Here is a 24,649-nt window from a genome sequence, read left to right on the forward strand (position 1 = left end):
GAACCATGCCCCCGGTCATCGAGCGAGCGAAGCGAGACGAAATGCCCCTGCCTGAGCCCGTAGAAGGGTTCGACACCGTCCTCGTCGCCAACCGCGGCGAGATCGCCCGCCGGGTGATCCGCACGCTTCGGCGTCTCGGCATCCGTTCGATCGCCGTCTACAGCGATGCCGACGCCGGCGCGCCCCATGTGCGCGAGGCCGACGACGCCGTTCGCATCGGGCCCGCTGCCGCCGCGCAGTCCTACCTCGACATCGACGCCGTGGTCGCCGCGGCCGTTGAGAGCGGCGCGCAGGCGGTGCACCCCGGCTACGGCTTCCTGTCGGAGAACGTCGCGTTCGCCCGCGCGTGCGCCGAGGCAGGCGTCGTCTTCATCGGTCCCGGCGAGCGCGCGCTCGAGGTGATGGGCGACAAGATCCGCGCGAAGGAGCACGTCGCGTCGCACGGCGTGCCGACGGTCCCCGGCTTCAGCGCGGCGGGAATGACGGATGCTGAGATCGCGGCGTCCGCCGAGCGTGCCGGCTTCCCCCTCCTGGTGAAGCCGTCGGCCGGCGGCGGCGGCAAGGGCATGCAGGTGGTGCGCTCGGCCGCAGAGCTGCCCGACGCCCTCGCGACTGCTCGCCGGGTCGCCGCAGCCGCGTTCGGCGACGACACCCTCCTGCTCGAACGCCTCATCGAGCGCCCGCGCCACATCGAGGTGCAGGTGCTGGCCGACGCGCACGGGAGCGTCGTCCACCTCGGCGAGCGCGAGTGCACGCTGCAGCGCCGCCACCAGAAGGTCATCGAGGAGGCGCCGTCGCCGGCAGTCGACGCCGACACCCGCGCGCGCCTGGGCGCGGCGGCCTGCGCGGCCGCGGCATCCGTGGACTACCGGGGTGCCGGCACGGTCGAATTCCTCGTCGCAGCCTCCCAGCCCGACGAGTTCTTCTTCATCGAGATGAACACGCGCCTCCAGGTCGAGCACCCCGTCACCGAGCTCGTGACCGGCTTCGACCTGGTCGAGCAGCAGCTGCGGATCGCCGCGGGGGAGCCGCTCGCGCTCGCGCAGGACGACGTGCGCCTCGACGGCCACGCGATCGAGGCCCGTGTGTACGCGGAGACGCCGGAGCGCGGCTTCCTCCCCGCCACCGGCGAGGTGCTGGTGTGGCGGCCCGCCGAGGGTGTCCGCACCGATTCGGCGGTCGAGAGCGCGAGCGCCGTGACGGCGGACTACGACCCGATGATCGCGAAGGTCATCGCACATGGCGCCGACCGAGCGGAGGCGCTCGCGCGTCTCGACGGCGCGCTCGCCGAGACGGTCGTGCTCGGGCTCGACACCAACATCGGCTTCCTCCGCGCCCTGCTCGCCGAGGACGGCGTCCAGACGGGCGACATGGACACCGGACTCATCGACCGGATGCCGCCGTACACGGCGGGCGCGCCGATCGCGGCAGCGCTGGATGTCGCAGCCGCCGCCCTCGATCCCACGGGTCCGGAACACCCCGGAGCAGAGCGGCGGGCGAGCGCGCTGTGGCGCGCGGGATCGGGCTGGCGCTCGGGTGGGACTCCGCCCGCCCGCGCGGTCTCGGTGGAGACCGCGGAGGGCGACGTGATCGCGGTGGCTGTCCCACCTGCGCCGGGCGCGTCCGGCGGTGCGATCGACGCCCGTGACGCCGACGGATGGGTCTGGGTGCATGCCGACGGCGTGACGCACCGTCTCCGCCCGCTCGGCCGCCGCGCCGCCATGCATCGACGCCTGGCGGCCCGCGAGCGTGCGGCCGCGGCATCCGATCCGCAACTGCGCGCCCCCATGCCGGGTGCGGTCGTCGCCGTGCATGTGACCGACGGCGCGACGGTCGCCACCGGCGACCGCATCGTCACGATCGAGGCGATGAAGATGGAGCACCCCGTCCTCGCCCCGCACGACGGGGTCGTGCGCGTCGACGTCGCGGTCGGCGAACAGGTGCGACGCGACCAGGTGCTCGCGCACGTCGCGCTGGTCGACGCGGCTGCGGCATCCGATTCTCCCGACGACTCCACCGCGGACGCCCACGAGGCGTCCGCGCCGACCTCCTGACACCCGAGGAGCAGCAATGGACAGCTACGACACCTACGACCTCAGCGAGGACGAGCGCGAGCTCGCCGCGCTGGTGCGGCAGTTCGCCGACGAGGTCGTCGCGCCCGTCTCGTACGAGGCCGACCGCACGCACACCCTGCCGATGGACGTCGTCGCGCAGATGGGGGAGCTGGGGCTGTTCGGCCTGCCGTTCCCCGAGGAGTACGGCGGTCAGGGCGGCGACTACTTCGCACTGTGCCTCGCGATCGAGGCGCTCGGCCGCGTCGATCAGTCGCTCGCGATCACGCTCGAGGCGGGTGTGAGCCTCGGGGCCATGCCGGTCTTCCGGTTCGGCACCGAGGAGCAGAAGCAGGACCTCCTGCCCGACCTGCTGGCCGGCCGCGCGCTCGCCGCGTTCGGCCTCACCGAGCCGGAGGCGGGCTCGGATGCCGGCGCCACCCGCACCACCGCGCGCCGAGACGGCGACGAGTGGGTCATCAACGGCTCTAAGCAGTTCATCACCAATTCGGGCACCGACATCACGCGGTTCGTCACGGTCACGGCGGTGACGGGCGAGACCGACGGCCGCAAGGAGATCTCGACCATCGTCGTGCCCCACGGCACGCCCGGGTTCACCGTCGAACCCGGTTACGACAAGGTCGGCTGGCGCGCGTCCGACACGCACCCGCTCACCTTCCAGGACGTGCGCGTTCCCGCGGCGAACCTGCTCGGCACCGAGGGGCGCGGCTTCGCGAACTTCCTCCACATCCTCGACGAGGGACGCATCGCGATCGCCGCGCTCGCCACCGGCGCGGCGGAGGGATGCCTCGACGCGGCCGTCGACTACGCCAGGAAGCGGACCGTGTTCGGCGACGCGCTCTCGACGCGGCAGGGGATCCAGTTCCTCCTCGCCCGCATGCAGCAGCGCGTGCATGTCGCGCGGCTCGCGTGGCACCACGCGGCGCGACTGCGGGATGCGGGCAAGCCCTTCAAGACGCAGGCGGCCATGGCGAAGCTCACCGCGAGCGACGCCGCCATGGACAACGCCCGCGACGCGACCCAGATCTTCGGCGGCAACGGCTTCATGAACGAGTACCCGGTCGCGCGGCACTACCGTGACTCCAAGATCCTCGAGATCGGCGAGGGCACGAACGAGGTGCAGCTCCTGGTGATCGCGCGGGCACTCGGCGTGGCGTGAGGGTAGCGTGACAGAGGTGATCCCCGACGCTCCCGACGACGCCCCGGCCGAGGCCGCGCGAGACATCGTGCAGCGCGGGCTCTACTACGACGAGCTCGAGGTCGGCGCACGGTACCTGCACCGCCCCGGTCGCACCGCGACCGAGGCCGACAACGTGGTGTTCTCGTCGATCACGATGAACACGCAGGCACTCCACCTGGATGCCGCGTTCTCCGAGACCCAGCCGTTCGGCCAGCGCCTCATGAACTCGATGTGGACGCTCGCCACGATGGTGGGGGCATCCGTCTCGCAGATCACGCAGGGCACGCTCGTCGCTCAGCTCGGCCTCACCGACGTGAGCTTTCCGGCGCCGCTGTTCCACGGTGACACGCTGTACACCGAGACCGAAGTGCTCGACAAGAGGCTCTCGGCGTCGCGACCGGGCCAGGGGATCGTGACGCTGCGTCACACCGGCCGCAACCAGCGGGGCGAAGTCGTCGCCCTCGCCAGCCGGACCGCGCTGATGTGGTGCGCACCCCAGACACCGGAGGAGACCCGATGAGCTTCGACCTCGGCCCCGCGCTGCTGTTCTGCCCGGCCGACCGCCCCGAGCGGTACGCCAAGGCGTTCGACCGCGCAGATGCGGTGATCCTCGACCTCGAGGACGCGGTCGCGCCCGCCGACAAGACCGCGGCGCGCGGGCACCTCATCGAATCCGAGCTCGACCCGGCGAGGGTCATCGTGCGCGTGAATCCGCCCGAGAGCGACGCGTTCGTCGCCGACCTGGCGACGCTGTCGCAGACGGATTACCGGCGCATCATGGTCGCGAAGTCCGAGTCGCCCAAGCGCATCGGGCGCATCGACGCACGCTTCGAGGTGGTCGCGCTGTGCGAGACGGCGAAGGGTGTCGCCCAGGCCGACCGCATCGCCGCACTCGAGAACGTCGTGGCCATGATGTGGGGCGCGGAGGACCTCGTCGCGAGCATCGGCGGCACCTCCAGTCGCAAGCCCAACGGCCGCTACCGAGACATCGCGCGCTATGCGCGGTCTCGCGTGCTGCTGGCAGCCGGCGCGCGCGGCAAGGCCGCGATCGACGCCGTGCACCTCGACATCGCGGACGCGAAGCGCCTCGCCATCGAGGCGGCGGATGCTGCGGCATCCGGTTTCCGCGCCACCGCCTGCATCCACCCCGGTCAGGTGGCCGTCATCCGTGCCGCCTACCGTCCCGACGAGAAGACCGTGACGTGGGCGCGCGCCGTCCTCGCCGCCGCAGACGGTGAGCGCGGTGTGTTCTCGTACGACGGGCGCATGGTCGACGAGCCGGTGCTGCGCCACGCGCGCGGCGTGCTGGCCCGCGCGGGCGCATGAGCGGAGTCCTGAGGGCGCTTCAGCCCGCCGCGGACTGACGGACGCGCTCGTCCGCGATCTCGCGCGCGACGCGACCGATGAGCTCGTACGGCACATCCTCGGAGTGCGGGAAGACCGCGGAGTCCTTCTCGGCGCGGTAGGGCGGCGCGATCGCCGACTCCAGCCGAGCCTAGGTCACCAGGCCCGCGTACGTCACGAGACGCAGGTGATCGCGCTCATAGACGAAATCGTGCGTGGCGCCGTTGGCGAGGCGCTCTCCCTCCAACGGCAGCGCGCCTGCCGTCGCGTGGCGCATCACCTCGCGGATGAGCGCGCCGTGGCTCACGACGATGAGCGAGGCCGCGGCGGGAGCGGTGGCGCGGCGGTGGTCCCGCACGACGCTCCCGAGCGCCGTGATGGCGCGGGTGCGCAGATCGGACCACGGCTCGGCGCCGGGCACCTCGGCCGTGTACCAGTCACCCCACCGGGTGCGGAACTCGTCGATGCCGACTCCCTCGGCCTCGCCGTACGCGCGCTCGCGCAGACCGGCGTACGTGCGCGGCGCCGCGAGGCCGAGCTCGGCGGCGATGATCTCCGCCGTCTCGCGAGCACGGGCGAGGTCACTCGACACGATGGTCACGGGAGCACCGCCGTCGAGGCGTTCGCTCAGCACCTGCGCGGTCGCGCGGGCCTGTGCGCGACCGGTGTCGTTGAGGGGGATGTCCGTCGACCCCTGGATGCGCCGGTCGCGGTTCCAATCGGTCTCGCCGTGGCGGATCAGGGTGAGCGCGGTCATGCTCTCGACCCTACCCGGGCCGCCTGGGCGTCAGCCGCTCAGCCGAGGGAGGGCAGCCCGTCGGCGAGCGCGCGCAGCACCTCGCTGGTGCCGGCGTCGATCTTCACCGTCGCCCGGGCGTCCGCGCGCGTGGCGCCGCGGTTCACGATGACGACGGGCAGGCGGCGGCGTCGCGCACGCTCGAGCAGCCGGATGCCGGAGTTCACGACGAGCGAGGACCCCGCCACGATGAGCGCCTCGCTGGTGTGCACGAGCTGCTCCGCCTCGCGGAACTTCTCGGCGGGGATGAACTCGCCGAAGAAGACGACATCGGGCTTCAGCATCCCGCCGCACACGCTGCATTCCGGGATGCGGAAGCCCTCGGTGCTCTCGGGGAGCACGTCGCCGTCGGGTCCGAGTGCGACGTTCTCGGGGACGCGGATCCACGGGTTGTCGTCTTCGACGCGGCGGGCGAGGTCACGCCGGTCGAAGACCTGGCCGCAGTGGGTGCAGAAGATGCGACGCATCGTGCCGTGCAGCTCGACGACGCGGCGGCTGCCGGCGCGGACGTGGAGCCCGTCGACGTTCTGCGTCACGACGCCGGTGGCGAGTCCTCGAGCTTCGAGGTCGGCGATCGCGCGGTGCCCGGGGTTCGGCTCGGCGGACGCGAACGCCCGCCACCCGAGGTGGCTGCCGACCCAGTAGCGTCGGCGCGACGCATCGCTCGAGAGGAACTGCTCGACTGTCATCGGGGTCCGCACCGGAGCGCCTGCCCCGCGGTAGTCCGGTATGCCGGAGTCCGTCGAGACGCCCGCCCCGGTCAGCACGGCGATCCGCCTGCCCGAGAGCGTGGCGATGGCCTGAGCCACGGCATCCGTCGTCCGGGCGTCCATTCCGGTCGAGATCGTCGTCACGGCGCACCCCCTTCGCGTCGAGTGTAGGCCCCGCGGTTTTCGGGGATGTTACGGAGCGGCAGTGCGTGCCAGGATGAGCGCGTGGGCAGCTTCGGGGGCGTGAGCGCCGAGGAGTACGCGCGTTTCATGGGCCGGTTCTCGACCCCGCTGGCGGTCGAATTCGCGACCGTCGGGCTGGAGGGCGTCGGCGCGGGCGCCCACGTGCTGGACGTGGGCTGCGGACCCGGGATGCTGACCCTCGAGCTGGTGAAGCGGCTCGGGCCTTCGGCGGTCAGCGCCGCGGATCCCGAACCGGCGTTCGTCGAAGCGACCGAGGAGCTGTGCCCCGGCGTGGACGTGCGCGTCGCAGAAGCCGAGCATCTGCCGTTCGCCGACGGAGAGTTCGCAGCGACGCTGGCTCAGCTCGTCGTCCACTTCATGTCGGACCCGGTGCGCGGTGTGACGCAGATGGGTCGCGTGACGGCGGCCGGCGGCCGCGTCTCGGCGTGCGTGTGGGATCACGCCGGCGACGGCGGACCGCTCTCGACGTTCTGGCGCGTGGCGCGCCGACTCGACGACGGGGTGCGCGGCGAGGCCGGCCTCAGCGGCGCCGCACCCGGGCAGCTGGTCGACATCTTCCGCCGCGCGGGACTGGCGCACGTCACGCAGACGGTGGTCGAGTGCGCCGTGTCGTTCAGGGACTTCGCGCACTGGTGGGACCCGTTCCTGCTCGGCGTCGGGCCGGCCGGCCGGTATGTCGCCACCCTCGATCGCGGGGACGTCGCGCGCCTGGAGGGGGCGCTGCGCGACGAGCTCGGCGACGGTGCGTTCACGGTGACGGCACGGGCCTGGACGGCGGTCGGCACTGCGGCCTGAGCTGCGTGCGACGATGGGACGCGATGCACGCGATCCAGATCACCGACGCCTCCGACGAGCGGCTCACCGACTACCGCGATCTCACCGACGTCGCGCTGAGGCGCGTGATCGAGCCGGAGGGCGGCCTGTACATCGCCGAGTCGGCGAAGGTGATCGGCCGCGCGATCGCGGCCGGCCACCGCCCCCGCTCGCTGCTCGTGCAGGAGAAATGGGTCCCCGACGTCGAGGAGCTGGTGACGGATGCCGCGACCCCGGTGTACGTCGTCGCCCCCGAGATCGCCGAGTCCCTGACCGGGTACGCCGTGCATCGCGGCGCGCTGGCGTCGATGCACCGGCCCGAGCTCCCATCGGTCGCCGAGGTCGTCGCGGACGCGCGACTCGTCGTCGTGCTCGAGGACATCGTCGACCACACCAACGTGGGCGCGATCTTCCGCGCGGCCGCCGGTCTCGGCGCCGACGCGGTGCTCGTGAGCCCGAGGTGCGCCGACCCGCTCTATCGGCGGAGCGTCCGGGTGAGCATGGGCACCGTCTTCCAGGTGCCGTGGACGCGGCTGCCCGAGTGGGATGAGGCCCGTGGGGTGCTGCACGATTCCGGCTTCGAGCTCGCAGCGCTCGCCCTGTCGGACGCCGCCGTCTCGCTCGACGCCTTCAGCGCGCGCCGCCCGGAACGGGTCGCCCTGATGCTCGGCGCCGAGGGCGACGGGCTGTCACGCCGGGCGCTCGAGGCGGCCGACACCGTCGTCACGATCCCGATGGCCGGGGGCGTCGACTCCCTCAACGTCGCCGCGGCGAGCGCCGTGGCGCTGTGGGAGCTGCGGGCGCGCTGACCCGCTCGCGGCCGCGCCGGCGCGGTCAGGCGCCCGGCCGGACCATCAGCTCGGTGAGGTCCGCGTCGCGGGGCAGGTCGAGAGCAGCGAGGATCGCCGTCGCGACGGAGGCCGGGTCGATCCACTGCGACGCGTCGTAGTCGGCGCCCTCCTGCTGGTGCACCTTCTCCTGCATGGGTGTCGCCGTGCGCCCCGGGTACACGGTGGTCACGCGGACACCGTTCGCGCGCTCCTCCTCCCGGAGGGCATCCGCGACGGCGCGCACTGCGAACTTGCTCGCGCCGTACGAACCCCACTCGGGGTTCACGCGCAGGCCGGCACCGGAGTTCACGAAGACGACGCGCCCGCGGGCCGTGCGGAGGGCGGGGAGCATGAGCCGGGTCAGCTCCGCCGGTGCCACGGCGTTGACGTTGAGCTGGTGCTGCCACGTCGCGACCGGCGTGTCGCCGATCGCTCCGAGCTCCACGACGCCGGCCACATGGATGAGCGCGTCGAGCTGCGGCGGCACGCTCTGGTGGCTGAACGCCCACGACAGCCGTGCCGGGTCGGCGAGGTCGCCGACGAGGGTCTGCGCGCCGGGGAAGCGCCGGCGCAGCTGCGCCGCGCGTCCGGCGTCCCGGGCGAGCAGCCAAAGGTCGTCGCCGCGGGCGGCGAGCCGCTCCGTCAGCGCCGCGCCGATGCCCGAACCGGCGCCGGTGACGAGGTGCGTCGCCACGTCAGGCCTCGTCGCCGCGCGGCGCCGCGGGCTCCGCGCCAGGGACGATCGTGATCACCGGCAGCGGGTCGGGTCGCTTCGCCGTGACCTGGTCGCCGGAAGACTGGTGGCGAAGGCGCCGCAGCACCCACGGCACGAGATACTCGCGGGCCCACATGACGTCGACCGCTCGCGCTTCGCGCCACGTGCGGATCGGCAGCGGATCGGGCTGCATCGGCTGGAGGTCGTTCGGCACGTTGAGGGCGCGCAGCACCATCCGTGCGACTTCGTGGTGGCCGAGAGCGTTGTAGTGCAGGCGGTCGTCGTCGAAGAAGCGCATGTCCTGCACCTCCTTGAGCGCCCACTGGTCGGCGACGATGCAGTCGTACTTGTCGGCGATCGCGCGGATGTTCTCGTTGTAGATCGCGACCTTGCCCCGGATGCCGCGGAACACCGGGGTGAATGCCGTGTCGATGCCGGTGAAGACCACGACGGTGGCACCGTCGCGCGACAGGCGCACGACGGCGTCCTCGAACAGCTGCGCGACGCGGTCGGGGTCGGCGTTGGGCCGGATGACGTCGTTGCCGCCGGCCGAGAACGTGACGAGGTCGGGCTTGAGGGCGATCGCCGGCGCCACCTGCTCGTCGACGATCTGGCCGATGAGACGTCCGCGGATCGCGAGGTTCGCGTAGGCGAAGTCGTCGACCTGCTCGGAGAGCACCTCGGCGACGCGGTCGGCCCACCCTCGATACCCGTTCGGCGCAGACGGCTCGGGGTCTCCGACGCCCTCGGTGAAAGAGTCGCCGAGCGCGACGTAGCGACGCCACGGGTGCGGCTGGAGGTTCGCGACGTACGGGCTTCGGGGATCTTCTCTCGGGGGCATCCGTCTTCCGTTCCTCGGCTTGTGACCGACAGCCAGGCTATCGCGGTGGGCGACCTTTGCGGATGCGGCAGCCCGGTGACGCCCCGGCCCGCGATGTCGTGCGCGTCGTCTATCGTGGTGACTCGTTGTCTACGGGGGAGGTGTGATCGGTGACGGACGAAACGACGATCGAATCGCCGCCGGCCCACCCAGAGAACCTCCTCACCGAATCCTCCGCCGAAGGCCGTCTCGCCACCGGTCCGCATGGCGCTGAGCCGCACATCGGCAGCTTCGCCGCGGAGCACCTGTCGCCGACGTACCCGCAGCGCGCCCCGTGGGGAACCGCGCAGCGGCTGCGCGCGTGGCAGGCCGAAGCGCTCGACCTCTATTTCGGACTGGACGGCCCCGACGGCCCGGGGGGCGGACCCCGCGACTTCCTCGCGGCGGCCACCCCGGGCGCAGGCAAGACCACGTTCGCCCTCCGCCTCGCGAGCGAGCTGCTGCGGCGCCGCATCGTCAGCCGCATCGTCGTCGTCGCTCCCACGGAGCACCTGAAGACGCAGTGGGCCGACGCAGCCGCGCGGGTGGGCATCCGCCTCGACCCCGCCTTCAGCAACCGACACTTCGCGCCCGCCCGCCAGTACCACGGCGTCGCCGTGACGTACGCGCAGGTCGCGGTCAAGGCATCCGTCCATCAGCGCCTGACGATGGACGCGAAGACGCTCGTGATCCTCGACGAGGTGCACCACGGCGGCGATGCGCTGAGCTGGGGCGACGCGCTGCGCGAGGCGTACGCGCGGGCGACCCGCCGGCTGCTGCTGAGCGGAACGCCGTTCCGCAGCGACACCGCGCCCATCCCGTTCGTCGAGTACCACCCCGACACCAAGGGCATCCGCGTCTCGCGCACCGACTACGCCTACGGCTACCGCCGAGCGCTCGAAGACGGCGTCGTGCGTCCCGTTCTCTTCATGGTCTACGCCGGCCAGATGCGCTGGCGCACCAAGACCGGCGAGGAGATGGAGGCGCAGCTCGGCCAGGACAACACCAAGGACATCACCTCGCAGGCGTGGCGCACCGCGCTCGACCCTGAAGGCGACTGGATCCCCGCTGTGCTGCGGTCCGCCGACCGCCGGCTCACCGAGGTGCGCGAGCACGTTCCCGATGCGGGCGGCCTCGTGATCGCGACGGATCAGACGGCCGCGCGGGCGTACGCCGCGATCCTGCAGGACATCAGCGGCGAGGCGCCCACCGTCGTGCTGTCGGACGAGGCTGAGGCTTCCAGCCGCATCGAGGAGTTCTCGAAGTCGACGAGCCGCTGGATGGTCGCGGTGCGCATGGTGTCGGAGGGCGTCGACGTGCCGCGCCTCGCCGTCGGCGTGTACGCGACGAGCGCATCGACGCCGCTTTTCTTCGCGCAGGCCATCGGGCGCTTCGTGCGGGCGCGCCGCCGCGGTGAGACCGCGAGCGTGTTCCTGCCGAACGTGCCGCAGCTGCTCGCCCTGGCGAACGAGATGGAGCGCCAGCGCGACCACGCGCTGGACCGCGACTCCGACGGCGAGGACGAGTGGAACGCCGAAGAAGACCTGATGAACGCCGCCGAGCGCGAGGACAAGGCGTCCGATGCGCTCGAGGAGGAGTTCTCCTATCAGGCGCTGGGTTCGCTCGCGCACTTCGACCGCGTGCTGTTCGACGGCCAGGAGTTCGGCCAGCTCGCCGTGCCCGGCACGCCCGAGGAGGAGGAGTTCCTGGGCATCCCGGGCCTGCTCGAACCCGACCAGGTGCACGACGTCCTGATGTCGCGGGTCTCGCGGCAGTCGCGACACCGCAGCGCGCGCGAGGCGCAGGAGGCGACCGCGCCCGAGGAGGAGCCCGCGCTTCCCCAGGCGCTGCACCGCACGCTCAAGGAGCAGCGTCAGCTGCTCAACAGCCTGGTCGGCCTCTACGCCCGCCAGACGGGCGAGGCCCACGGCCTCGTGCACGCCGAGCTGCGCCGGATCTGCGGCGGCCCTGCCGTGTCACACGCCACGGTGACCCAGCTGCAGTCCCGGATCGACGTGCTGCGCAAGCGCGTCCGCTCCTGACGCCTCGGACGCGGTCCGCGCGCCGCTCTCGGGGGCAGTGAGGTTCGGATCCCCGAAATGCTGGCAATCCTCGGTTTCGGGCCTGCGGGGCCTCTGGCGCTGGCTAGCGTTGACGAGTCCCGCACCCCTGACTGGAGGCCCGAGTGAGCGCGCCCGCCGCACCGACCGACCGCGATCGACGCCGCTGGGCGCGGTACCTCGTCAACGAGCGGGCGGAGGCGCACGTCTACCGCGAGCTCGCTGGTCGACGCACGGGGGAGGAGCGTGAGATCCTCCTGGCGCTCGCCGAGGCAGAGGGGCGGCACGAGGCGCACTGGCTGCAGCTGCTGGGCAGCGAGCCGGCACGACTGCCCCGCGCCGATGTACGCACCCGCCTGCTCGGCTGGATGGCCAAGCGTTTCGGTTCGATCTTCGTGCTGGCACTCGCCCAGAACGCCGAAGCTCGATCGCCCTACGACGACGAGCCGTTCGCTACGCCGACGATGGCGGCAGACGAGCGGATCCACCACGAGGTCGTGCGCGGGCTCGCCGCCCGCGGACGCCGCCGGCTGTCGGGCACGTTCCGTGCCGCGGTCTTCGGCGCGAACGACGGCCTCGTCTCGAACCTCGCGCTCGTCATGGGCATCGGGGCCACCGGGGTGTCGAGCCAGTTCGTGCTCTTCAGCGGCATCGCGGGCCTGCTCGCGGGCGCGCTGTCGATGGGCGCGGGGGAGTTCGTGTCGGTCCGTTCGCAGCGGGAGCTCCTCGCGGCCACGGAGCCGAGCGACTACGCCGACGGCGCCATCGCGCACCTCGACATCGACGCCAACGAGCTGGCGCTCGTCTACCGGACCCGCGGGATGCCGGAGGCCGAGGCGTCCGCGCGCGCCCGCCGCGTCGTCGAGGCCGCGCACGCGCTGGGTCAGGGACGCGCCGACACCGGCCCGATCTCGGTCGCCCCCCACGAAGAGGTCGTGGGAAGCGCCTGGGCCGCCGCGCTGTCGAGCTTCCTGTTCTTCGCGTCCGGCGCGATCATCCCGGTGCTGCCGTGGATCTTCGGCCTGTCCGGCCCCGCCGCCGTCGTCGTCGCGCTCGTGCTGGTCGGGATCGCGCTGATGTCGACCGGTGCCGCCGTGGGCCTGCTGTCGGGCGCACCGCCGCTCAAGCGCGCGCTCCGCCAGCTCGCGATCGGCTTCGGCGCCGCCGCGGTGACGTACCTCCTGGGCCTGCTGTTCGGCGTTTCGATGGGATGACGCGCCCGGGCGTCCGTCGATTCGTTGAACCTCCGGTGACGTGGTAATGTCATTCCTCGGTTGCGAAACCGAAAACCACCTGCGCGGGTGGCGGAATAGGTAGACGCGCTAGCTTGAGGTGCTAGTGCCCGTATAGGGCGTGGGGGTTCAAGTCCCCCCTCGCGCACAGTGAAGAAGGCCCCCGAAAGGGGGCCTTCTTTCGTCCCCGCGGGACCTTGAGTCCTTCGGTGTCGCGCGCTCCTCGCGGAAACGGACAGGAAACGAGTGACCGGTAGGTTTGAGCCCATGCCCTCATCCGATCTCGGACTTCCGGAGGTCGCCGCGCTCGCGCGGGATCTGATCCGCTTCGACACGACGAACCACGGCGGGGGCCGCGCCGCCGGCGAGCGGGAGGCCGCGGAGTACGTCGGCGCGTACCTGGAGACGCTGGGCCTGAAGCCCGAGTTCTACGAGCCCCTTCCGCGCCGCACCAACGTGATGGCGAGGGTTCCCGGCCGCAACCGCGACAAGCCCGCGCTCGTGCTGCACGGCCACCTCGACGTGGTCCCGGCGATCGCCGAAGACTGGAGCGTCGACCCGTTCGCGGGCGTCGTGAAGGACGGGATGCTGTGGGGTCGCGGCGCCGTCGACATGAAGGACATGGACGCCATGATCCTGACCTCGGTCGCCGACATCCTCCGCGCCGGCGAGCAGCCCGAGCGCGACCTCGTCCTGGCGTTCTTCGCCGACGAGGAGAACGGGGGCGTCGAGGGATCCGCGCTCGTGGTCGAGGACCGCCCCGAGTGGTTCGACGGCGCCACCGAGGCGATCAGCGAGGTCGGCGGCTACTCCATCCCGATCGGCGACAGCCACGCCTACCTGCTGCAGGTGGGGGAGAAGGCGCTCATCTGGATCCGCCTCGTCGCGCGCGGCCGCGCCGCGCACGGGTCCAAGCTGCACGACGAGAACGCCGTGACGAGGCTCGCCGAGGCCGTCGCGGCGCTCGGGCGCACCGCGTGGCCCGTGACGCTCACCGACACCTCGCGCGAGATGAGCGAGCGGCTCGCCGAGCTCACCGGCCAGCCCGCGGGCGACCCCGACGCCGTCGCGGCAGCCACCGGCGCAGCATCCGGATTCCTCCGCTCGACGCTGCGCACCACCACCAACCCGACCGGTCTCGTGGCCGGCTACAAGCACAACGTGATCCCCGACCGGGCCGAGGCGCTCATCGACGTCCGGACCCTTCCCGGCACCGAGGACTCGACTCTCGCCGACATCCGCCGCATCGTCGGCGACGGCGTGGAGGTCGAGATCGTCCACCAGGACATCGGCCTCGAGGTCCCGTTCTCGGGCGACCTCGTCGACGCCATGGTCGCGGCGCTCGGCCGCCACGATCCCGGCGCGCCCGTCGTGCCGTACCTGATGGGCGGCGGCACCGACAACAAGGCGCTGGCGACGCTCGGCATCGCCGGCTACGGGTTCGCGCCGCTGCGCCTTCCCGCAGACCTCGACTTCACGGGCATGTTCCACGGCGTGGACGAGCGCGTGCCGATCGACGCGCTGGTCTTCGGCCAGGCCGTCCTCACCGATCTGCTCCGCACCTACTGATTCATCGACGGATGCCTCGTCCCCCGGCATCCGTCACCGCACGGCTGAAAGGCGCCCATGCTTCTCGAAGCGATCATCCTCGGCTTCGTCCAGGGACTGACCGAGTTCCTGCCGATCTCGTCTAGCGCGCACCTGCGCATCCTCGGCGAGTTCCTGCCGTCGGCACAGGATCCGGGCGCGGCGTTCACCGCGATCACCCAGATCGGCACCGAGGCGGCCGTGGTGGTCTTCTTCTGGCGCGACATCGTGCGGATCATCGGGCACTGGTTCCGGGCGCTGTTCGGCCGCATCCCGCGCAACGACCCCGATGCGAAGCTCGGCTGGCTCATCATCGTCGGCTCGATCCCGATCGTGGTGCTCGGCCTGCTGTTCCAGGACCAGATCGAGACGGTGCTGCGATCGCTCTGGATCACCGCCGGCATGCTGATCTTCTTCGGCGTGCTGCTCGGCATCGCCGACCACGTCGGCGCCAAGAAGCGCAAGCTTCAGGACATCACGATCGGCCACGGCGTGATCTACGGCTTCGCGCAGTCGCTCGCACTGATCCCGGGTGTGTCGCGCTCGGGCGGAACGATCACGGCCGGCCTCTTCATGGGCTACGAGCGCGCCGCCGCCGCGCGCTACGCGTTCCTGCTCGCGATCCCGGCCGTCTTCGGCAGCGGCTTCTTCCAGCTGTTCAAGAGCCTCGACGAGCCCGGGTTGTTCACCCTCGGCGAGACCGCAGTGGCGACGGCGGTCGCGTTCATCGTCGCGCTCGGCGTGATCGCGTTCTTCATGAACTGGATCTCCAAGCACAGCTTCCTGCCGTTCGTGGTCTACCGCGTGGCGGTCGGCTCACTCCTGCTGGTGCTGCTGAGCATGGGCGTCATCAACCCCTGACGCGGGGGACGGATGCCGCTCAGCGGCGCGGGTCGTCGCGGCCCGGCTTGCTCGGCCCGTCGCCCGGCTTGCCGTCGGTGCGGCGCAGGTACCGCTCGAACTCCTGCGCGATCGCGTCGCCCGAGGCCTCGGGCGAGTCCCACGTGTCGCGCGTGCGCTCGAGCTGGTGGATGTACTCGGTCATCTCCTCGTCGTCGGCCGCGGCCGCGTCGATGGAGGCCTCCCATGCCGCGGCCTCCGTGGCGAGGTCGCCACGGGGGACAGGCGCGCCGGTCAGGTCCTCGAGCCGGTCCAGGAGCGCCAGGGTCGCCTTCGGGGAGGGCGTGTGCCCGGCGACGTAGTGCGGCACGCTCGCCCACAGGCTCGCCGTGGGGATCCCGGCGCGCTCGGCGGCGTCGCCGAGGACGCTGAGGATGCCGACCGGGCCCTCGTAGGTGCTGCGCTCGAGCTCGAGCGCCGTGCGCAGGTTCTCGTTGTCGCTGCCGGAGAAGACCGAGATCGGCCGGGTGTGAGGCACATCCGACATCATCGAGCCGATCGCGACGAACCCGGTGATGTCCTCGCGAAGGGCGATGTCGATGAACTCGGACGAGAACGCCTGCCACGCGCGTGCGGGCTCAACGCCGGTGAGCAGCCACAGCTGGGTGCCGCGCGTCGCCTGCGCGGGGCGCAGGAGCGTGGCCTCGGGCCAGCGGAGCGTGCGTCGTCCGTCGCCGTCAGCGGCGATGTGCGGACGCGTGTACTGGTAGTCGAAATAGAGCTCGGGATCGACCGAGAACACCGTCTCGTAGGAGCCGCCCTCGCGCAGCTGCGTGATCGCGGACGACGCGGCTTCGCCCGCGTCGTTCCAGCCGTCGAACGCTGCGACGAGAACACGACGACCCAGTCCGTCCACGAGACCCCCTTCACCCGCACCCGCTGCGGGTTCCCTCCAGGATATGCCCCTGCCCCCGCGGAGGGCCGGAGACCCCTCGGTAGGATTGCACGGTGAATGCGCCCAGACTCTCGGCCGTCCTGTGGGATATGGACGGCACCCTCGTCGACACCGAGCCCTACTGGATGGCGGCGGAGACGCCCCTCATCGAGAGCTTCGGCGGGACGTGGTCCCACGAGCAGGCGCTCGGACTGGTCGGCCTCGGGCTCGAGGACTCCGCCCGCATCCTGCAGGGCACCGGCGTGCGCATGAGCACCGACGCGATCATCGACCACCTCACCGAGGACGTCATGCGTCAGCTGTCCGCCACCGGCGTCCCGTTCCGGCCGGGCGCGCGCGAGCTGCTGGCCAGCCTGCGCGAGGCCGGCGTCAAGACCGGACTCGTGACGATGTCGATGCGCCGCATGGCGCAGACGGTCGTCGACCTCATCGACTTCGACGCGTTCGACGTCGTGGTCGCCGGCGACGATGCGACGCGGCCGAAGCCCTTCCCCGACCCCTATCTGCAGGCGTGCGAGGCGCTCGGCGTCACGCCCGACGAGGTCGTCGCCATCGAGGACTCGCCCAACGGGCTGCGCTCCGCCGTGGCCTCGGGCGCGTCCGTCATCGGCGTGCCGCTCATGGTCTCGCTCACCGGTGCCGGCGCCCACACGCTCTGGGACAGCCTCGAAGGTCGTACGGCCGCTGACGTCGCCGAGTTCCACGCGGCGCATCGCGCCCGCGTCCACACCCCGAACCCCGCCGAGGAGACCGCCCGATGACCGACGACCAGGAACTCGCCGGCGGGCGCCCGAGCGGCCCCTTCCGCCTCGGCGACCGCGTGCAGCTCACCGGACCCAAGGGCCGTCTGCACACCATCACGTTGCGCGAGGGGGGTGAGCTGCACACCCACCACGGCGTGCTGCGGCACGCGCAGCTCGTGGGCCAGCCCGATGGGTCCGTCGTCGCGAACAGCGGCGGACACGAGTACCTGGCGCTGCGTCCGCTGCTCCGCGACTTCGTGATGTCGATGCCGCGCGGCGCGGCCATCGTGTACCCGAAGGATGCCGCGCAGATCCTCGCCGAGGCCGACATCTTCCCCGGTGCCACGGTCGTCGAGGCCGGCGTGGGCTCGGGAGCACTGTCGCTCTGGCTCCTCCGCGCGATCGGCGACGAAGGACGGCTCGTCTCCTTCGAGCGCCGCGACGACTTCGCCGCGGTCGCGCGGGCGAACGTCGAGACATTCACCGGGCACGTGCCGGCGAACTGGGACGTGGTCGTGGGCGACCTCGCCGAGGAGCTGAACGACACGGTGGCCGAGGCATCCGTCGATCGTGTCGTGCTCGACATGCTCGCGCCCTGGGAGTGCATCGACGCCGTGGCCGAGGCGCTCACGCCGGGCGGCGTCGTGGTCTGCTACGTCGCGACGGCGACCCAGCTCAGCCGCGTCGCGGAGTACATCCGCGGAACCGGGCTGTTCACCGAGCCCGACGCGAACGAGACCATGGTGCGCGGTTGGCACGTCGAGGGCCTCGCTGTGCGCCCCGACCACCGCATGGTCGCGCACACCGGCTTCCTCGTGTGGGCGCGACGGCTCGCTCCCGGGGCGATCCCACCCGAGGTGAAGCGCCGCGCGTCGAAGTCGAGCTATGGCGACGAGGATGTGGAGCTGTGGACGCCCGGCGCCGTCGGCGACCGCCAGATCACCGACAAGAACCTGCGCAAGCGCGTCCGCGAAGCGGAGCGCGCGGCCGAGGGCGCCCGCCAGGCGTCCGGACGGTCCGACGCGCCCGACGAGTCCGCCTAAACTAGCCCGGTGCGCAAGATCCCCGTTGCCCTGGTTGTCCTGGGACTCGTGACCGTCGGCCTGGCCGGATGCTCGCTGCCCGGCTCGTCCGCATCCGACTGCTCGCGTCCCGAGGTCTCGAACCCCGACGTGATGGACCTCATCACCGTCACCGGCGACACCCAGGACGAGCCTGAGGTCGATCTGTACACGCCCGTGAAGGCTGCGGAGCTCGCCTACGAGGACGTGGTGACCGGTGACGGCACCGCCATCACCTCGGTGAACCAGCCGCTGGTGATCGATGTCGCGCTGTTCAGCGGTACGAACGGAGAGATGCTCGCCGCGACCCCGTACGACGGCGACATGTCGCGGGTGGGCTCGGTCGCGCAGTTCGCCAACTTCCCCGGCTTCGAGGACGCCCTGCACTGCGCCACCGAGGGATCCCGCGTGGCCGTCGCGCTGTCATCCGATGACCTCGCCGAGGGCGTCGCGGATCAGGCCGGGCTGGACGACGGAGACGCCCTCGTCGCCGTCATCGACCTCCGCAAGGTGTACCTCGCGGCCGCCGACGGCCAGAACCAGTTCAACAGCGGCTTCGGGCTGCCCAGCGTCGTGCGTGCGCCCGACGGCCGCCCGGGCCTCATCATCCCCGACGGTGCGGCACCGAGCGACCTGACGATCCAGACGCTCAAGAAGGGCGACGGCGAGAAGGTCACCGGCGACCAGCCGGTGCGCGTGCACTACACCGGCGTGGTCTGGGGCGAGAACGAGCCGTTCGACACGACCTGGGACGGCGAGCCGGCATCGCTCACGCTCGACGGCGTGGTGCCCGGATTCGCGAAGGCGCTCGAGGGGCAGACCGTAGGGTCGCAGGTCATGGTCGTCGTACCGCCCGACCAGGGCTACGGCGACCAGGCGCAGGGCGGCATCCCGGCCGGCTCGACCCTGGTCTTCGTGATCGACATCCTCGGCCTCGACGCGGTGCCGGCGCAGTAGCCGGGGGTTCGACGACGCCGACGCGGGCGGCCATAGGATAGGCGAGTGCCTGCCATTGCCGCCGCGAAGATCCCGCCCGAGGAGCGTCTGGTGAACCTCGTGGTGGCTCTCATCGCGACCGATCAGGGTCTCACGAAGGACACCATCCTGACCTCGGTCGCGGGCTACCGCGAGCAGAGCGAGGCGGGCGCGTCGAAGGACGCGCTCGAGAAGATGTTCGAGCGCGACAAGGAGTCGCTGCGGGGACTCGGCGTTCCGATCGAGACGATCGGCGACTGGGCAGACCCCGACGATCTCCGCGAGGCGCGCTACCGCGTGCCGAGCGCCGAGTACGAGCTGCCGGAGGACATCGAGTTCACTCCGGCAGAGCTGGCGCTGCTGACCCTCGCCGGCGGGGTCTGGAGCGAGAGCTCGCTGTCGGACGACGCTCGCAGCGGCCTGCGCAAGATCCGCGCCCTCGGAGACCTGGTCGACGAGCCCATCATCGGCTTCTCGCCGCGGCTGAGTCTGCGCGACCCCGCATTCCCGGCCCTCCAGCAGGCGATCGAGTCCAGCCGCGTCGTCACCTTCCCCTATCTCAAGCCGGGGGAGGCCGCACCGCGAACTCGGCGGGTGCAGCCGCTGGCCCTCGTCGAGTACGAGGGTCGATGGCACGTGTTCGGCATCGACCTCGACGTCCGCGACGACCGCACGTTCCTTCTCGCCCGCATCGTCGGCCCCGTCGCCCTCACCCGCGCGTCCTTCGACCCGGCGCTGCGCGAGGGCGCAGGTGACCGGGCGCTCGCAGGTCTCGACGAGGTCGCCGCGCGCAACTCGGCGCTGCTGGAGGTCAACCCCGGCACCGAAGCCTCGCTGCGCCTTGCGCGCCGCGCTCAGCCGGCAGAGCAGGGGATCCGCGTCCCGTACGTCGACGTGCACATCTTCGCCGACGAGCTCGCCTCCTACGGCCCCGAAGTGCGGGTCGTCGAGCCCGCGGATCTGCGGGATCGCGTCATCGACCGGCTCGCGGCGACCCGCGACCTCCACGGGGGGACCTGATGAGCGTCCGGCGCCAGCTCGTCGCGACCGATCGCGCGGCCCTCATGCTGCAGCTCGTGCCGTACCTGATCGGCAAGGGTGAGGTCTCCCTCGCCGAGGCGGCTGACGAGTTCGACGTCTCGCCCGAGCAGATGCGCTCGATGGTCGAGAAGCTCACCGTGATCGGCCTTCCGGGCGATCGCGGGTACTGGCAGATGGCGAACGACCTCTTCGACATCGACTGGGACCTGCTCGACGAGCGCGACCTCATCGTCATCACGAACTCCGTCGGGCTCGAACGCGCGCCGAAGCTGACGGCGCGCGAGGCGGCCGCCCTCCTCGCGGGTCTCCAGCTGGCGCGGTCGATCCCCGGAGTGGGCGACACCGCGCTCTACGCCGGGCTGCTCGCCAAGCTCGCGCGCGGGGCCTCGGGGATCCCGGCCGAGGTGATCCTCGCGACGGAGCCCGTCGATGCGGTGCGCGACCTCGTGTCCGATGCGCTGCGGCGCGGAGTGGCGGTCTCCTTCACCTACAAGGCGCCCGACGCGGCACCCACGACCCGCACCGTCGACCCGGTGAAGGTGCACATCGCGAGCGGGCAGTGGTACCTGCAGGGCTGGTGCCACCTCCGCGAGGCGATGCGCACGTTCCACCTGGACCGCGTCAGCGACCTCGAGCTCACCGGCATCCCGAGCACGCACGCGGGCGAACAGGCCCCTGACTGGTTCGACACCGACGCAGGCGACGTGGTCGCGCGCATCCGCTTCGCGGAAGACGTCGCGCCGCTGCTCGGCGACTACCTCGACCGCGCGGCACTCGAGACCGCCGAAGGCGTCACGGTCGCGACCATGCGCGTCGCCGACGAGCTCAGCCTCCGGCGCCTGGCGGCACGCCGTGGCGGACTCGTGGAGGTGTTCGAGCCCGCGGCCGCACGCCGCGCCGTCGCCGACTGGGCCGAAGCGGGCTTGGCGCAATACCGGTGAGGGCCGTCATGACCCCTCGCCGTCGGGTTACACTGGACGCACATCCGCACCGACAAGGAGATTCCGCATGGGCGCATTCGGATGGCCGCACCTTCTGATCATCCTCGCGGTGATCCTGCTCCTGTTCGGGGCTGCGAAGCTGCCGGCTCTGGCCAAGAGCCTCGGTCAGTCCGCCCGGGTCTTCAAGGGCGAGATGAAGGCGATGAAGGAGGACGACTCCGCGGCGAAGCCGAAGGCCGAGAACGTGGCGTCGGAGACTCCCAAGGCCGACACCCCCGCGAGCTCGAGCAGCACCGCAGACCCGTCATCCTGACCCACCGTGGTCACCACGGATCCACCGCGTATCGAGGAGCCTGAGCAGCCTCGGCGCGACAAGCGCATGTCCCTCGGAGGGCACCTGCGCGAGCTGCGTCGGCGATTCTTCATCGCCGCGGCCGGCCTCGTCGTCGGCATGGTCGTCGCTTTCCTCATCAGCGGCTGGGTCATCGACCTGCTGTCGCAGCCGATCGTGCAGATCGCGGGCGAGCGGGGCGACCAGTACATCGCGCTCAACTTCACGACCGTCTCGAGCGGTTTCGACCTGCACATGCGGATCGCGTTCGCGATCGGTCTGCTGATCTCCGCGCCCATCTGGCTCTGGCAGATCTGGGCGTTCATCATGCCCGGCCTCACGCGCAAAGAGATCAGCTACACGGTCGGCTTCCTGGCGGCCGCGATCCCGCTCTTCGTCGCGGGGCTCTACGTCGGTTGGCTGATCATGCCGCACATGGTCGTGCTCATGGCCAATTTCGTGCCGAACGACCAGGGCATCGCGCAGTTCTACGACTACGCCACGTACTACGACTTCGTCTTCAAGCTGCTCCTGGTGATCGGTGTCTCGTTCGTGACGCCGGTGTTCCTGGTAGCGCTGAACCTGGCGGGCGTGGTGTCGGGGCGCGGCATCCTCAAGGGCTGGCGCGTCGCCATCATCGTGATCACCGTCTTCGCCGCCGCCGCGACGCCTGCCGCCGACGTCACCTCCATGCTGCTGCTCGCGGGCATCCTGTGCGTGCTCTACTTCGCCGCGGTGGGGCTGTCGATGCTGTTCGACCGTCGCAAGGCCAAGCGCGAGCGCGCAGCCGGCCTGCTGCCTCCCGAGGTCTCGTGAGCGACGCCGCTCCCGCCGACCGCTACGCACGAGCGAGCGCGTCGGCACGCCTCGATCGGACGCATCCGATCACGGCCGCCTTCGCCGCCTCCCAGCGGTTCACGCTCGACCCCTTCCAGATCGAAGGATGCCGCGCCCTCGAAGAAGGCCGCAGCGTCCTGGTGGCCGCGCCCACCGGCGCCGGCAAGACGATCGTCGGCGAGTTCGCGGTGCACCTGGCGATGCGCGAGCCCGGCGACAAGGCGTTCTACACGACGCCGATGAAGGCGCTGTCGAATCAGAAGTTCCGCGAGCTCCAGGAGGTCTACGGACCCGACGAGGTGGGCCTGCTCACCGGCGACACCAACATCAACGGCAATGCGCGCATCGTGGTGATGACGACCGAGGTGCTGCGCAACATGCTCTACGCCGACTCACCGGCGCTGCGTGGACTCCGCTATGTGGTCATGGACGAGGTGCACTACCTCGCCGATCGCTTCCGCGGCGCGGTGTGGGAGGAGGTCATCATCCACCTGGCACCTGACGTGCGGCTGATCTCGCTGTCGGCCACCGTCTCGAACGCCGAGGAGTTCGGCGACTGGCTCGACACCGTGCGCGGCGACACCGAAGTCATCGTCTCCGAAACGCGCCCGGTACCCCTCGAGCAGCACGTGCTCGTGCGCGGCGACCTGCTGCCGCTCTTCGATGACCGCGCCGGCATCGCGACGGCCCAGGTCAACCAGGAGCTCATGCGCATCCGCTCTTTCAAGGGCCAGAACTTCGAGCGCAATCATCGGGTGCAGGCGTCGAACAGCGCGCGGCAGGCAGGGTACGAGGCATCCCGTCGCCGTCCGAACCGCGGCGGCAAGCGGCCCGTGCGGTCCGCGAACGTGCAGCGGATCGAGCGCCTCGACCGCCCGGAGGTCGTCGACCTGCTCGCGCGCGCCAACCTGCTGCCGGCCATCTTCTTCATCTTCAGCAGAGCCGGCTGCGATGCCGCGGTGCAGCAGGTGCGCCGCGCCGGTGTGCGGCTGACCTCTCAGGAGGAGCGTCGCGAGATCCGCGCGGTGATCGAGGAGCGCACGCGCACCCTCCTCGAGGAGGATCTCGCCGTGCTGGGGTTCTGGGAATGGCGCGACAACCTCGAGCGTGGTGTGGCCTCTCACCACGCCGGACTCCTGCCGGCGTTCAAGGAGGTCGTCGAGGAGCTCTTCCAGCGCAAGCTCGTGAAGGTCGTCTTCGCCACCGAGACGCTCGCGCTCGGCATCAACATGCCCGCACGGACCGTGGTGCTCGAGAAGCTCGAGAAGTTCAACGGCGAAGCCCGTGTCGCCATCACGTCGGGGGAGTACACCCAGCTCACCGGTCGTGCCGGTCGCCGCGGCATCGACGTCGAGGGCCACGCGGTCATCCAGTGGACCGAAGGCCTCGACCCGCAGGCCGTGGCCGCGCTGGCCTCCCGTCGCACCTACCCGCTCAACTCGAGCTTCCGGCCGACGTACAACATGGCCGTCAACCTCATCGACCAGTTCGGCCGGGCCAAGGCGCGTGAGATCCTCGAGTCGTCGTTCGCCCAGTTCCAGGCCGACCGTGCCGTCGTCGGGCTCGCCCGGCAGGTCAAGGAGCAGGAGGAGTCGCTCGCCGGGTACGCGAAGGCGATGACGTGCGATCGCGGCGACTTCGCCGAGTACTCGCGGATCCGCCGTGAGCTGAGCGACGTCGAGAAGCTCAACCGCAAGGACGCCAACGCGTCGCGGCGCACCCGCGACGAGCGGCTGCGCCGCATCGAGACTCTGCGCAGGCAGATGCAGCGGCATCCGTGCCATCAGTGCCCCGAGCGCGAGCACCATGCGCGGTGGGCCGAGCGGTACTGGAAGCTCAAGCGCGAGATCGACAAGCTTCGACGCCAGATCGAGACGCGCACCGGCACCGTCGCGCGCATCTTCGACCGTGTCGTCGACGTGCTCGGCGCGCTCGAGTACGTATCGATCGCCGAGGACGGCGCGACGACGCTGACCCCCGCCGGCCGCACGATGCGTCGCATCTACGGCGAGCGGGACCTGCTCGTCGCCGAATCGCTGCGGCGTGGCATCTGGAAGGACCTGGATGCCGCATCCCTGGCCGCGCTGGCTTGCTCGCTCGTGTACGAGCCGAGGCGCGACGACGGCGGCCCGGGGGAGCGAGGGCTGCCGCGCGGTGCATTCCGTCCGGCGTTCGAGGCGACGCTGTCGCTGTGGCAGGAGCTCGACGACCTCGAGCAGGAGCACAGGCTGCCCGGCACCGAGCCGGTCTCAGCCGGTCTCGCACAGGCCATGCACACGTGGGCCCGCGGCGGCATGCTCGATCGCGTGCTGATCGAGGCGGACATGGCGGCCGGCGACTTCGTGCGCTGGTCCAAGCAGACCATCGACCTGCTCGATCAGCTGTCGATCGTCGCCGATCAGCCGATCGCGGGCACGGCCCGCAAGGCTTTGGATGCCGTGCGCCGCGGCATCGTCGCGTACTCCGGCGTCTAGCGACGCCGACGCGGCGAAGGATGGCCGTTCCGCTCGCTTAGGCTGATCC

23 protein-coding genes and 1 tRNA gene are annotated in these 24,649 nt (G+C 71.2%); 19 read left to right on the forward strand and 5 right to left on the reverse strand.

Translation table 11 applies throughout. The features are described from left to right. Positions 1–41: 41 nt before the first annotated feature. The 4 genes from RS82_RS18760 to RS82_RS18775 are packed head-to-tail and all read left to right on the forward strand — an operon-like array spanning position 42 to position 4,578. Positions 42–2,054: an acetyl/propionyl/methylcrotonyl-CoA carboxylase subunit alpha gene (locus RS82_RS18760; RefSeq protein ID WP_045302341.1), complete on the forward strand. Its 2,013-nt coding sequence runs from the start codon at positions 42–44 to the stop codon at positions 2,052–2,054. 16 nt (positions 2,055–2,070) lie between these two features. Beyond that, positions 2,071–3,231: an acyl-CoA dehydrogenase family protein gene (locus RS82_RS18765; RefSeq protein WP_045302343.1), complete on the forward strand. Its 1,161-nt coding sequence runs from the start codon at positions 2,071–2,073 to the stop codon at positions 3,229–3,231. 19 nt (positions 3,232–3,250) lie between these two features. After that, complete coding sequence (locus RS82_RS18770; RefSeq protein WP_045302873.1) at positions 3,251–3,772, forward strand: MaoC family dehydratase; 522 nt, start codon at positions 3,251–3,253, stop codon at positions 3,770–3,772. Further along, positions 3,769–4,578 (forward strand): HpcH/HpaI aldolase/citrate lyase family protein, encoded by an 810-nt coding sequence (locus tag RS82_RS18775; protein WP_045302345.1) that lies wholly within the window; start codon positions 3,769–3,771, stop codon positions 4,576–4,578. The genes RS82_RS18770 and RS82_RS18775 overlap by 4 nt, the downstream gene beginning before the upstream one ends. A gap of 169 nt (positions 4,579–4,747) precedes the next feature. Here the strand turns inward: RS82_RS18775 and RS82_RS18780 are convergent, their stop codons facing one another. Continuing rightward, a complete protein-coding gene (locus tag RS82_RS18780) occupies positions 4,748–5,353 on the reverse strand; it encodes a histidine phosphatase family protein (RefSeq protein WP_045302348.1) in 606 nt (201 codons plus the stop codon). A gap of 38 nt (positions 5,354–5,391) precedes the next feature. Continuing rightward, positions 5,392–6,225: a Sir2 family NAD-dependent protein deacetylase gene (locus RS82_RS18785; RefSeq protein WP_045302350.1), complete on the reverse strand. Its 834-nt coding sequence runs from the start codon at positions 6,223–6,225 to the stop codon at positions 5,392–5,394. Positions 6,226–6,327: 102 nt separating this feature from the next. Here RS82_RS18785 and RS82_RS18790 point away from each other — a divergent pair, with 102 nt between their 5' ends. Together RS82_RS18790 and RS82_RS18795 are read left to right on the forward strand one after the other, a co-directional pair. Then, entirely contained in the window at positions 6,328–7,101 is a 774-nt protein-coding gene (locus RS82_RS18790) for a class I SAM-dependent methyltransferase (protein ID WP_245619659.1), read from the forward strand. 23 nt (positions 7,102–7,124) lie between these two features. Beyond that, positions 7,125–7,928, forward strand: coding sequence for a TrmH family RNA methyltransferase (locus RS82_RS18795; RefSeq protein WP_045302352.1), 804 nt, complete (start codon positions 7,125–7,127; stop codon positions 7,926–7,928). A gap of 25 nt (positions 7,929–7,953) precedes the next feature. Here RS82_RS18795 and RS82_RS18800 read toward each other — a convergent pair whose 3' ends face one another. Then, positions 7,954–8,643 (reverse strand): SDR family oxidoreductase, encoded by a 690-nt coding sequence (locus RS82_RS18800; RefSeq protein WP_045302354.1) that lies wholly within the window; start codon positions 8,641–8,643, stop codon positions 7,954–7,956. Position 8,644: 1 nt separating this feature from the next. After that, entirely contained in the window at positions 8,645–9,505 is an 861-nt protein-coding gene (locus RS82_RS18805; protein ID WP_045302356.1) for an SGNH/GDSL hydrolase family protein, read from the reverse strand. Positions 9,506–9,765: 260 nt separating this feature from the next. On the opposite strand from RS82_RS18805, the gene RS82_RS18810 reads away from it, so the two are divergent. From RS82_RS18810 to RS82_RS18830, 5 genes are all read left to right on the forward strand, one after another. After that, entirely contained in the window at positions 9,766–11,565 is a 1,800-nt protein-coding gene (locus tag RS82_RS18810; RefSeq protein WP_045302877.1) for a DEAD/DEAH box helicase, read from the forward strand. A gap of 143 nt (positions 11,566–11,708) precedes the next feature. Continuing rightward, the gene (locus RS82_RS18815) at positions 11,709–12,797 is read left to right on the forward strand and encodes a VIT1/CCC1 transporter family protein (protein ID WP_045302358.1); all 1,089 of its coding nucleotides are present in this window, start codon (positions 11,709–11,711) and stop codon (positions 12,795–12,797) included. An 81-nt stretch (positions 12,798–12,878) separates the two neighbouring features. After that, positions 12,879–12,963 (forward strand) — tRNA-Leu (locus RS82_RS18820). A gap of 119 nt (positions 12,964–13,082) precedes the next feature. Next, on the forward strand, positions 13,083–14,384 hold the full coding sequence (locus RS82_RS18825; protein ID WP_045302360.1) for a M20/M25/M40 family metallo-hydrolase: 1,302 nt from the start codon (positions 13,083–13,085) through the stop codon (positions 14,382–14,384). Positions 14,385–14,441: 57 nt separating this feature from the next. Next, positions 14,442–15,263, forward strand: a complete 822-nt coding sequence (locus RS82_RS18830; protein WP_045302362.1) for an undecaprenyl-diphosphate phosphatase — start codon at positions 14,442–14,444, stop codon at positions 15,261–15,263. A gap of 19 nt (positions 15,264–15,282) precedes the next feature. On the opposite strand, the gene RS82_RS18835 is transcribed toward RS82_RS18830, so the two are convergent. Further along, positions 15,283–16,158, reverse strand: a complete 876-nt coding sequence (locus RS82_RS18835; protein ID WP_045302364.1) for a PAC2 family protein — start codon at positions 16,156–16,158, stop codon at positions 15,283–15,285. Positions 16,159–16,250: 92 nt separating this feature from the next. On the opposite strand from RS82_RS18835, the gene RS82_RS18840 reads away from it, so the two are divergent. The 8 genes from RS82_RS18840 to RS82_RS18875 all read left to right on the forward strand — a co-directional run bounded on the left by RS82_RS18840 (position 16,251) and on the right by RS82_RS18875 (position 24,600). After that, a complete protein-coding gene (locus RS82_RS18840) occupies positions 16,251–16,958 on the forward strand; it encodes an HAD family hydrolase (RefSeq protein WP_045302366.1) in 708 nt (235 codons plus the stop codon). Beyond that, entirely contained in the window at positions 16,955–17,983 is a 1,029-nt protein-coding gene (locus tag RS82_RS18845) for a tRNA (adenine-N1)-methyltransferase (protein ID WP_045302368.1), read from the forward strand. The genes RS82_RS18840 and RS82_RS18845 overlap by 4 nt, the downstream gene beginning before the upstream one ends. 9 nt (positions 17,984–17,992) lie before the next feature. After that, entirely contained in the window at positions 17,993–18,958 is a 966-nt protein-coding gene (locus RS82_RS18850) for an FKBP-type peptidyl-prolyl cis-trans isomerase (RefSeq protein WP_045302369.1), read from the forward strand. A 45-nt stretch (positions 18,959–19,003) separates the two neighbouring features. Further along, a complete protein-coding gene (locus RS82_RS18855; protein ID WP_045302371.1) occupies positions 19,004–19,996 on the forward strand; it encodes a helix-turn-helix transcriptional regulator in 993 nt (330 codons plus the stop codon). Next, on the forward strand, positions 19,996–20,958 hold the full coding sequence (locus tag RS82_RS18860) for a helix-turn-helix transcriptional regulator (RefSeq protein ID WP_045302372.1): 963 nt from the start codon (positions 19,996–19,998) through the stop codon (positions 20,956–20,958). The genes RS82_RS18855 and RS82_RS18860 overlap by 1 nt, the downstream gene beginning before the upstream one ends. 67 nt (positions 20,959–21,025) lie before the next feature. After that, positions 21,026–21,271 (forward strand): Sec-independent protein translocase subunit TatA, encoded by a 246-nt coding sequence (gene tatA, locus RS82_RS18865; protein ID WP_045302374.1) that lies wholly within the window; start codon positions 21,026–21,028, stop codon positions 21,269–21,271. Positions 21,272–21,337: 66 nt separating this feature from the next. Continuing rightward, on the forward strand, positions 21,338–22,105 hold the full coding sequence (tatC, locus tag RS82_RS18870) for a twin-arginine translocase subunit TatC (RefSeq protein WP_045302376.1): 768 nt from the start codon (positions 21,338–21,340) through the stop codon (positions 22,103–22,105). Next, positions 22,102–24,600, forward strand: coding sequence for a DEAD/DEAH box helicase (locus RS82_RS18875; RefSeq protein WP_045302378.1), 2,499 nt, complete (start codon positions 22,102–22,104; stop codon positions 24,598–24,600). The genes tatC and RS82_RS18875 overlap by 4 nt, the downstream gene beginning before the upstream one ends. The last annotated feature ends 49 nt before the right edge of the window (positions 24,601–24,649 follow it).

This window comes from Microbacterium trichothecenolyticum, from assembly GCF_000956465.1.
Taxonomy (GTDB): domain Bacteria; phylum Actinomycetota; class Actinomycetes; order Actinomycetales; family Microbacteriaceae; genus Microbacterium; species Microbacterium trichothecenolyticum.

Excerpts from the sequence above, each read along its gene's own strand:
- RS82_RS18785 (WP_045302350.1), bottom strand. The coding sequence starts at position 6,225 with ATGGACGCCCGGACGACGGATGCCGTGGCTCAGGCCATCGCCACGCTC.
- RS82_RS18805 (WP_045302356.1), bottom strand. The coding sequence starts at position 9,505 with ATGCCCCCGAGAGAAGATCCCCGAAGCCCGTACGTCGCGAACCTCCAG.
- RS82_RS18860 (WP_045302372.1), top strand. The coding sequence starts at position 19,996 with ATGAGCGTCCGGCGCCAGCTCGTCGCGACCGATCGCGCGGCCCTCATG.
- RS82_RS18825 (WP_045302360.1), top strand. The coding sequence starts at position 13,083 with ATGCCCTCATCCGATCTCGGACTTCCGGAGGTCGCCGCGCTCGCGCGG.
- RS82_RS18780 (WP_045302348.1), bottom strand. The coding sequence starts at position 5,353 with ATGACCGCGCTCACCCTGATCCGCCACGGCGAGACCGATTGGAACCGC.
- RS82_RS18760 (WP_045302341.1), top strand. The coding sequence starts at position 42 with ATGCCCCTGCCTGAGCCCGTAGAAGGGTTCGACACCGTCCTCGTCGCC.
- RS82_RS18765 (WP_045302343.1), top strand. The coding sequence starts at position 2,071 with ATGGACAGCTACGACACCTACGACCTCAGCGAGGACGAGCGCGAGCTC.
- tatA (WP_045302374.1), top strand. The coding sequence starts at position 21,026 with ATGGGCGCATTCGGATGGCCGCACCTTCTGATCATCCTCGCGGTGATC.
- tatC (WP_045302376.1), top strand. The coding sequence starts at position 21,338 with ATGTCCCTCGGAGGGCACCTGCGCGAGCTGCGTCGGCGATTCTTCATC.
- RS82_RS18845 (WP_045302368.1), top strand. The coding sequence starts at position 16,955 with ATGACCGACGACCAGGAACTCGCCGGCGGGCGCCCGAGCGGCCCCTTC.
- RS82_RS18795 (WP_045302352.1), top strand. The coding sequence starts at position 7,125 with ATGCACGCGATCCAGATCACCGACGCCTCCGACGAGCGGCTCACCGAC.
- RS82_RS18830 (WP_045302362.1), top strand. The coding sequence starts at position 14,442 with ATGCTTCTCGAAGCGATCATCCTCGGCTTCGTCCAGGGACTGACCGAG.
- RS82_RS18775 (WP_045302345.1), top strand. The coding sequence starts at position 3,769 with ATGAGCTTCGACCTCGGCCCCGCGCTGCTGTTCTGCCCGGCCGACCGC.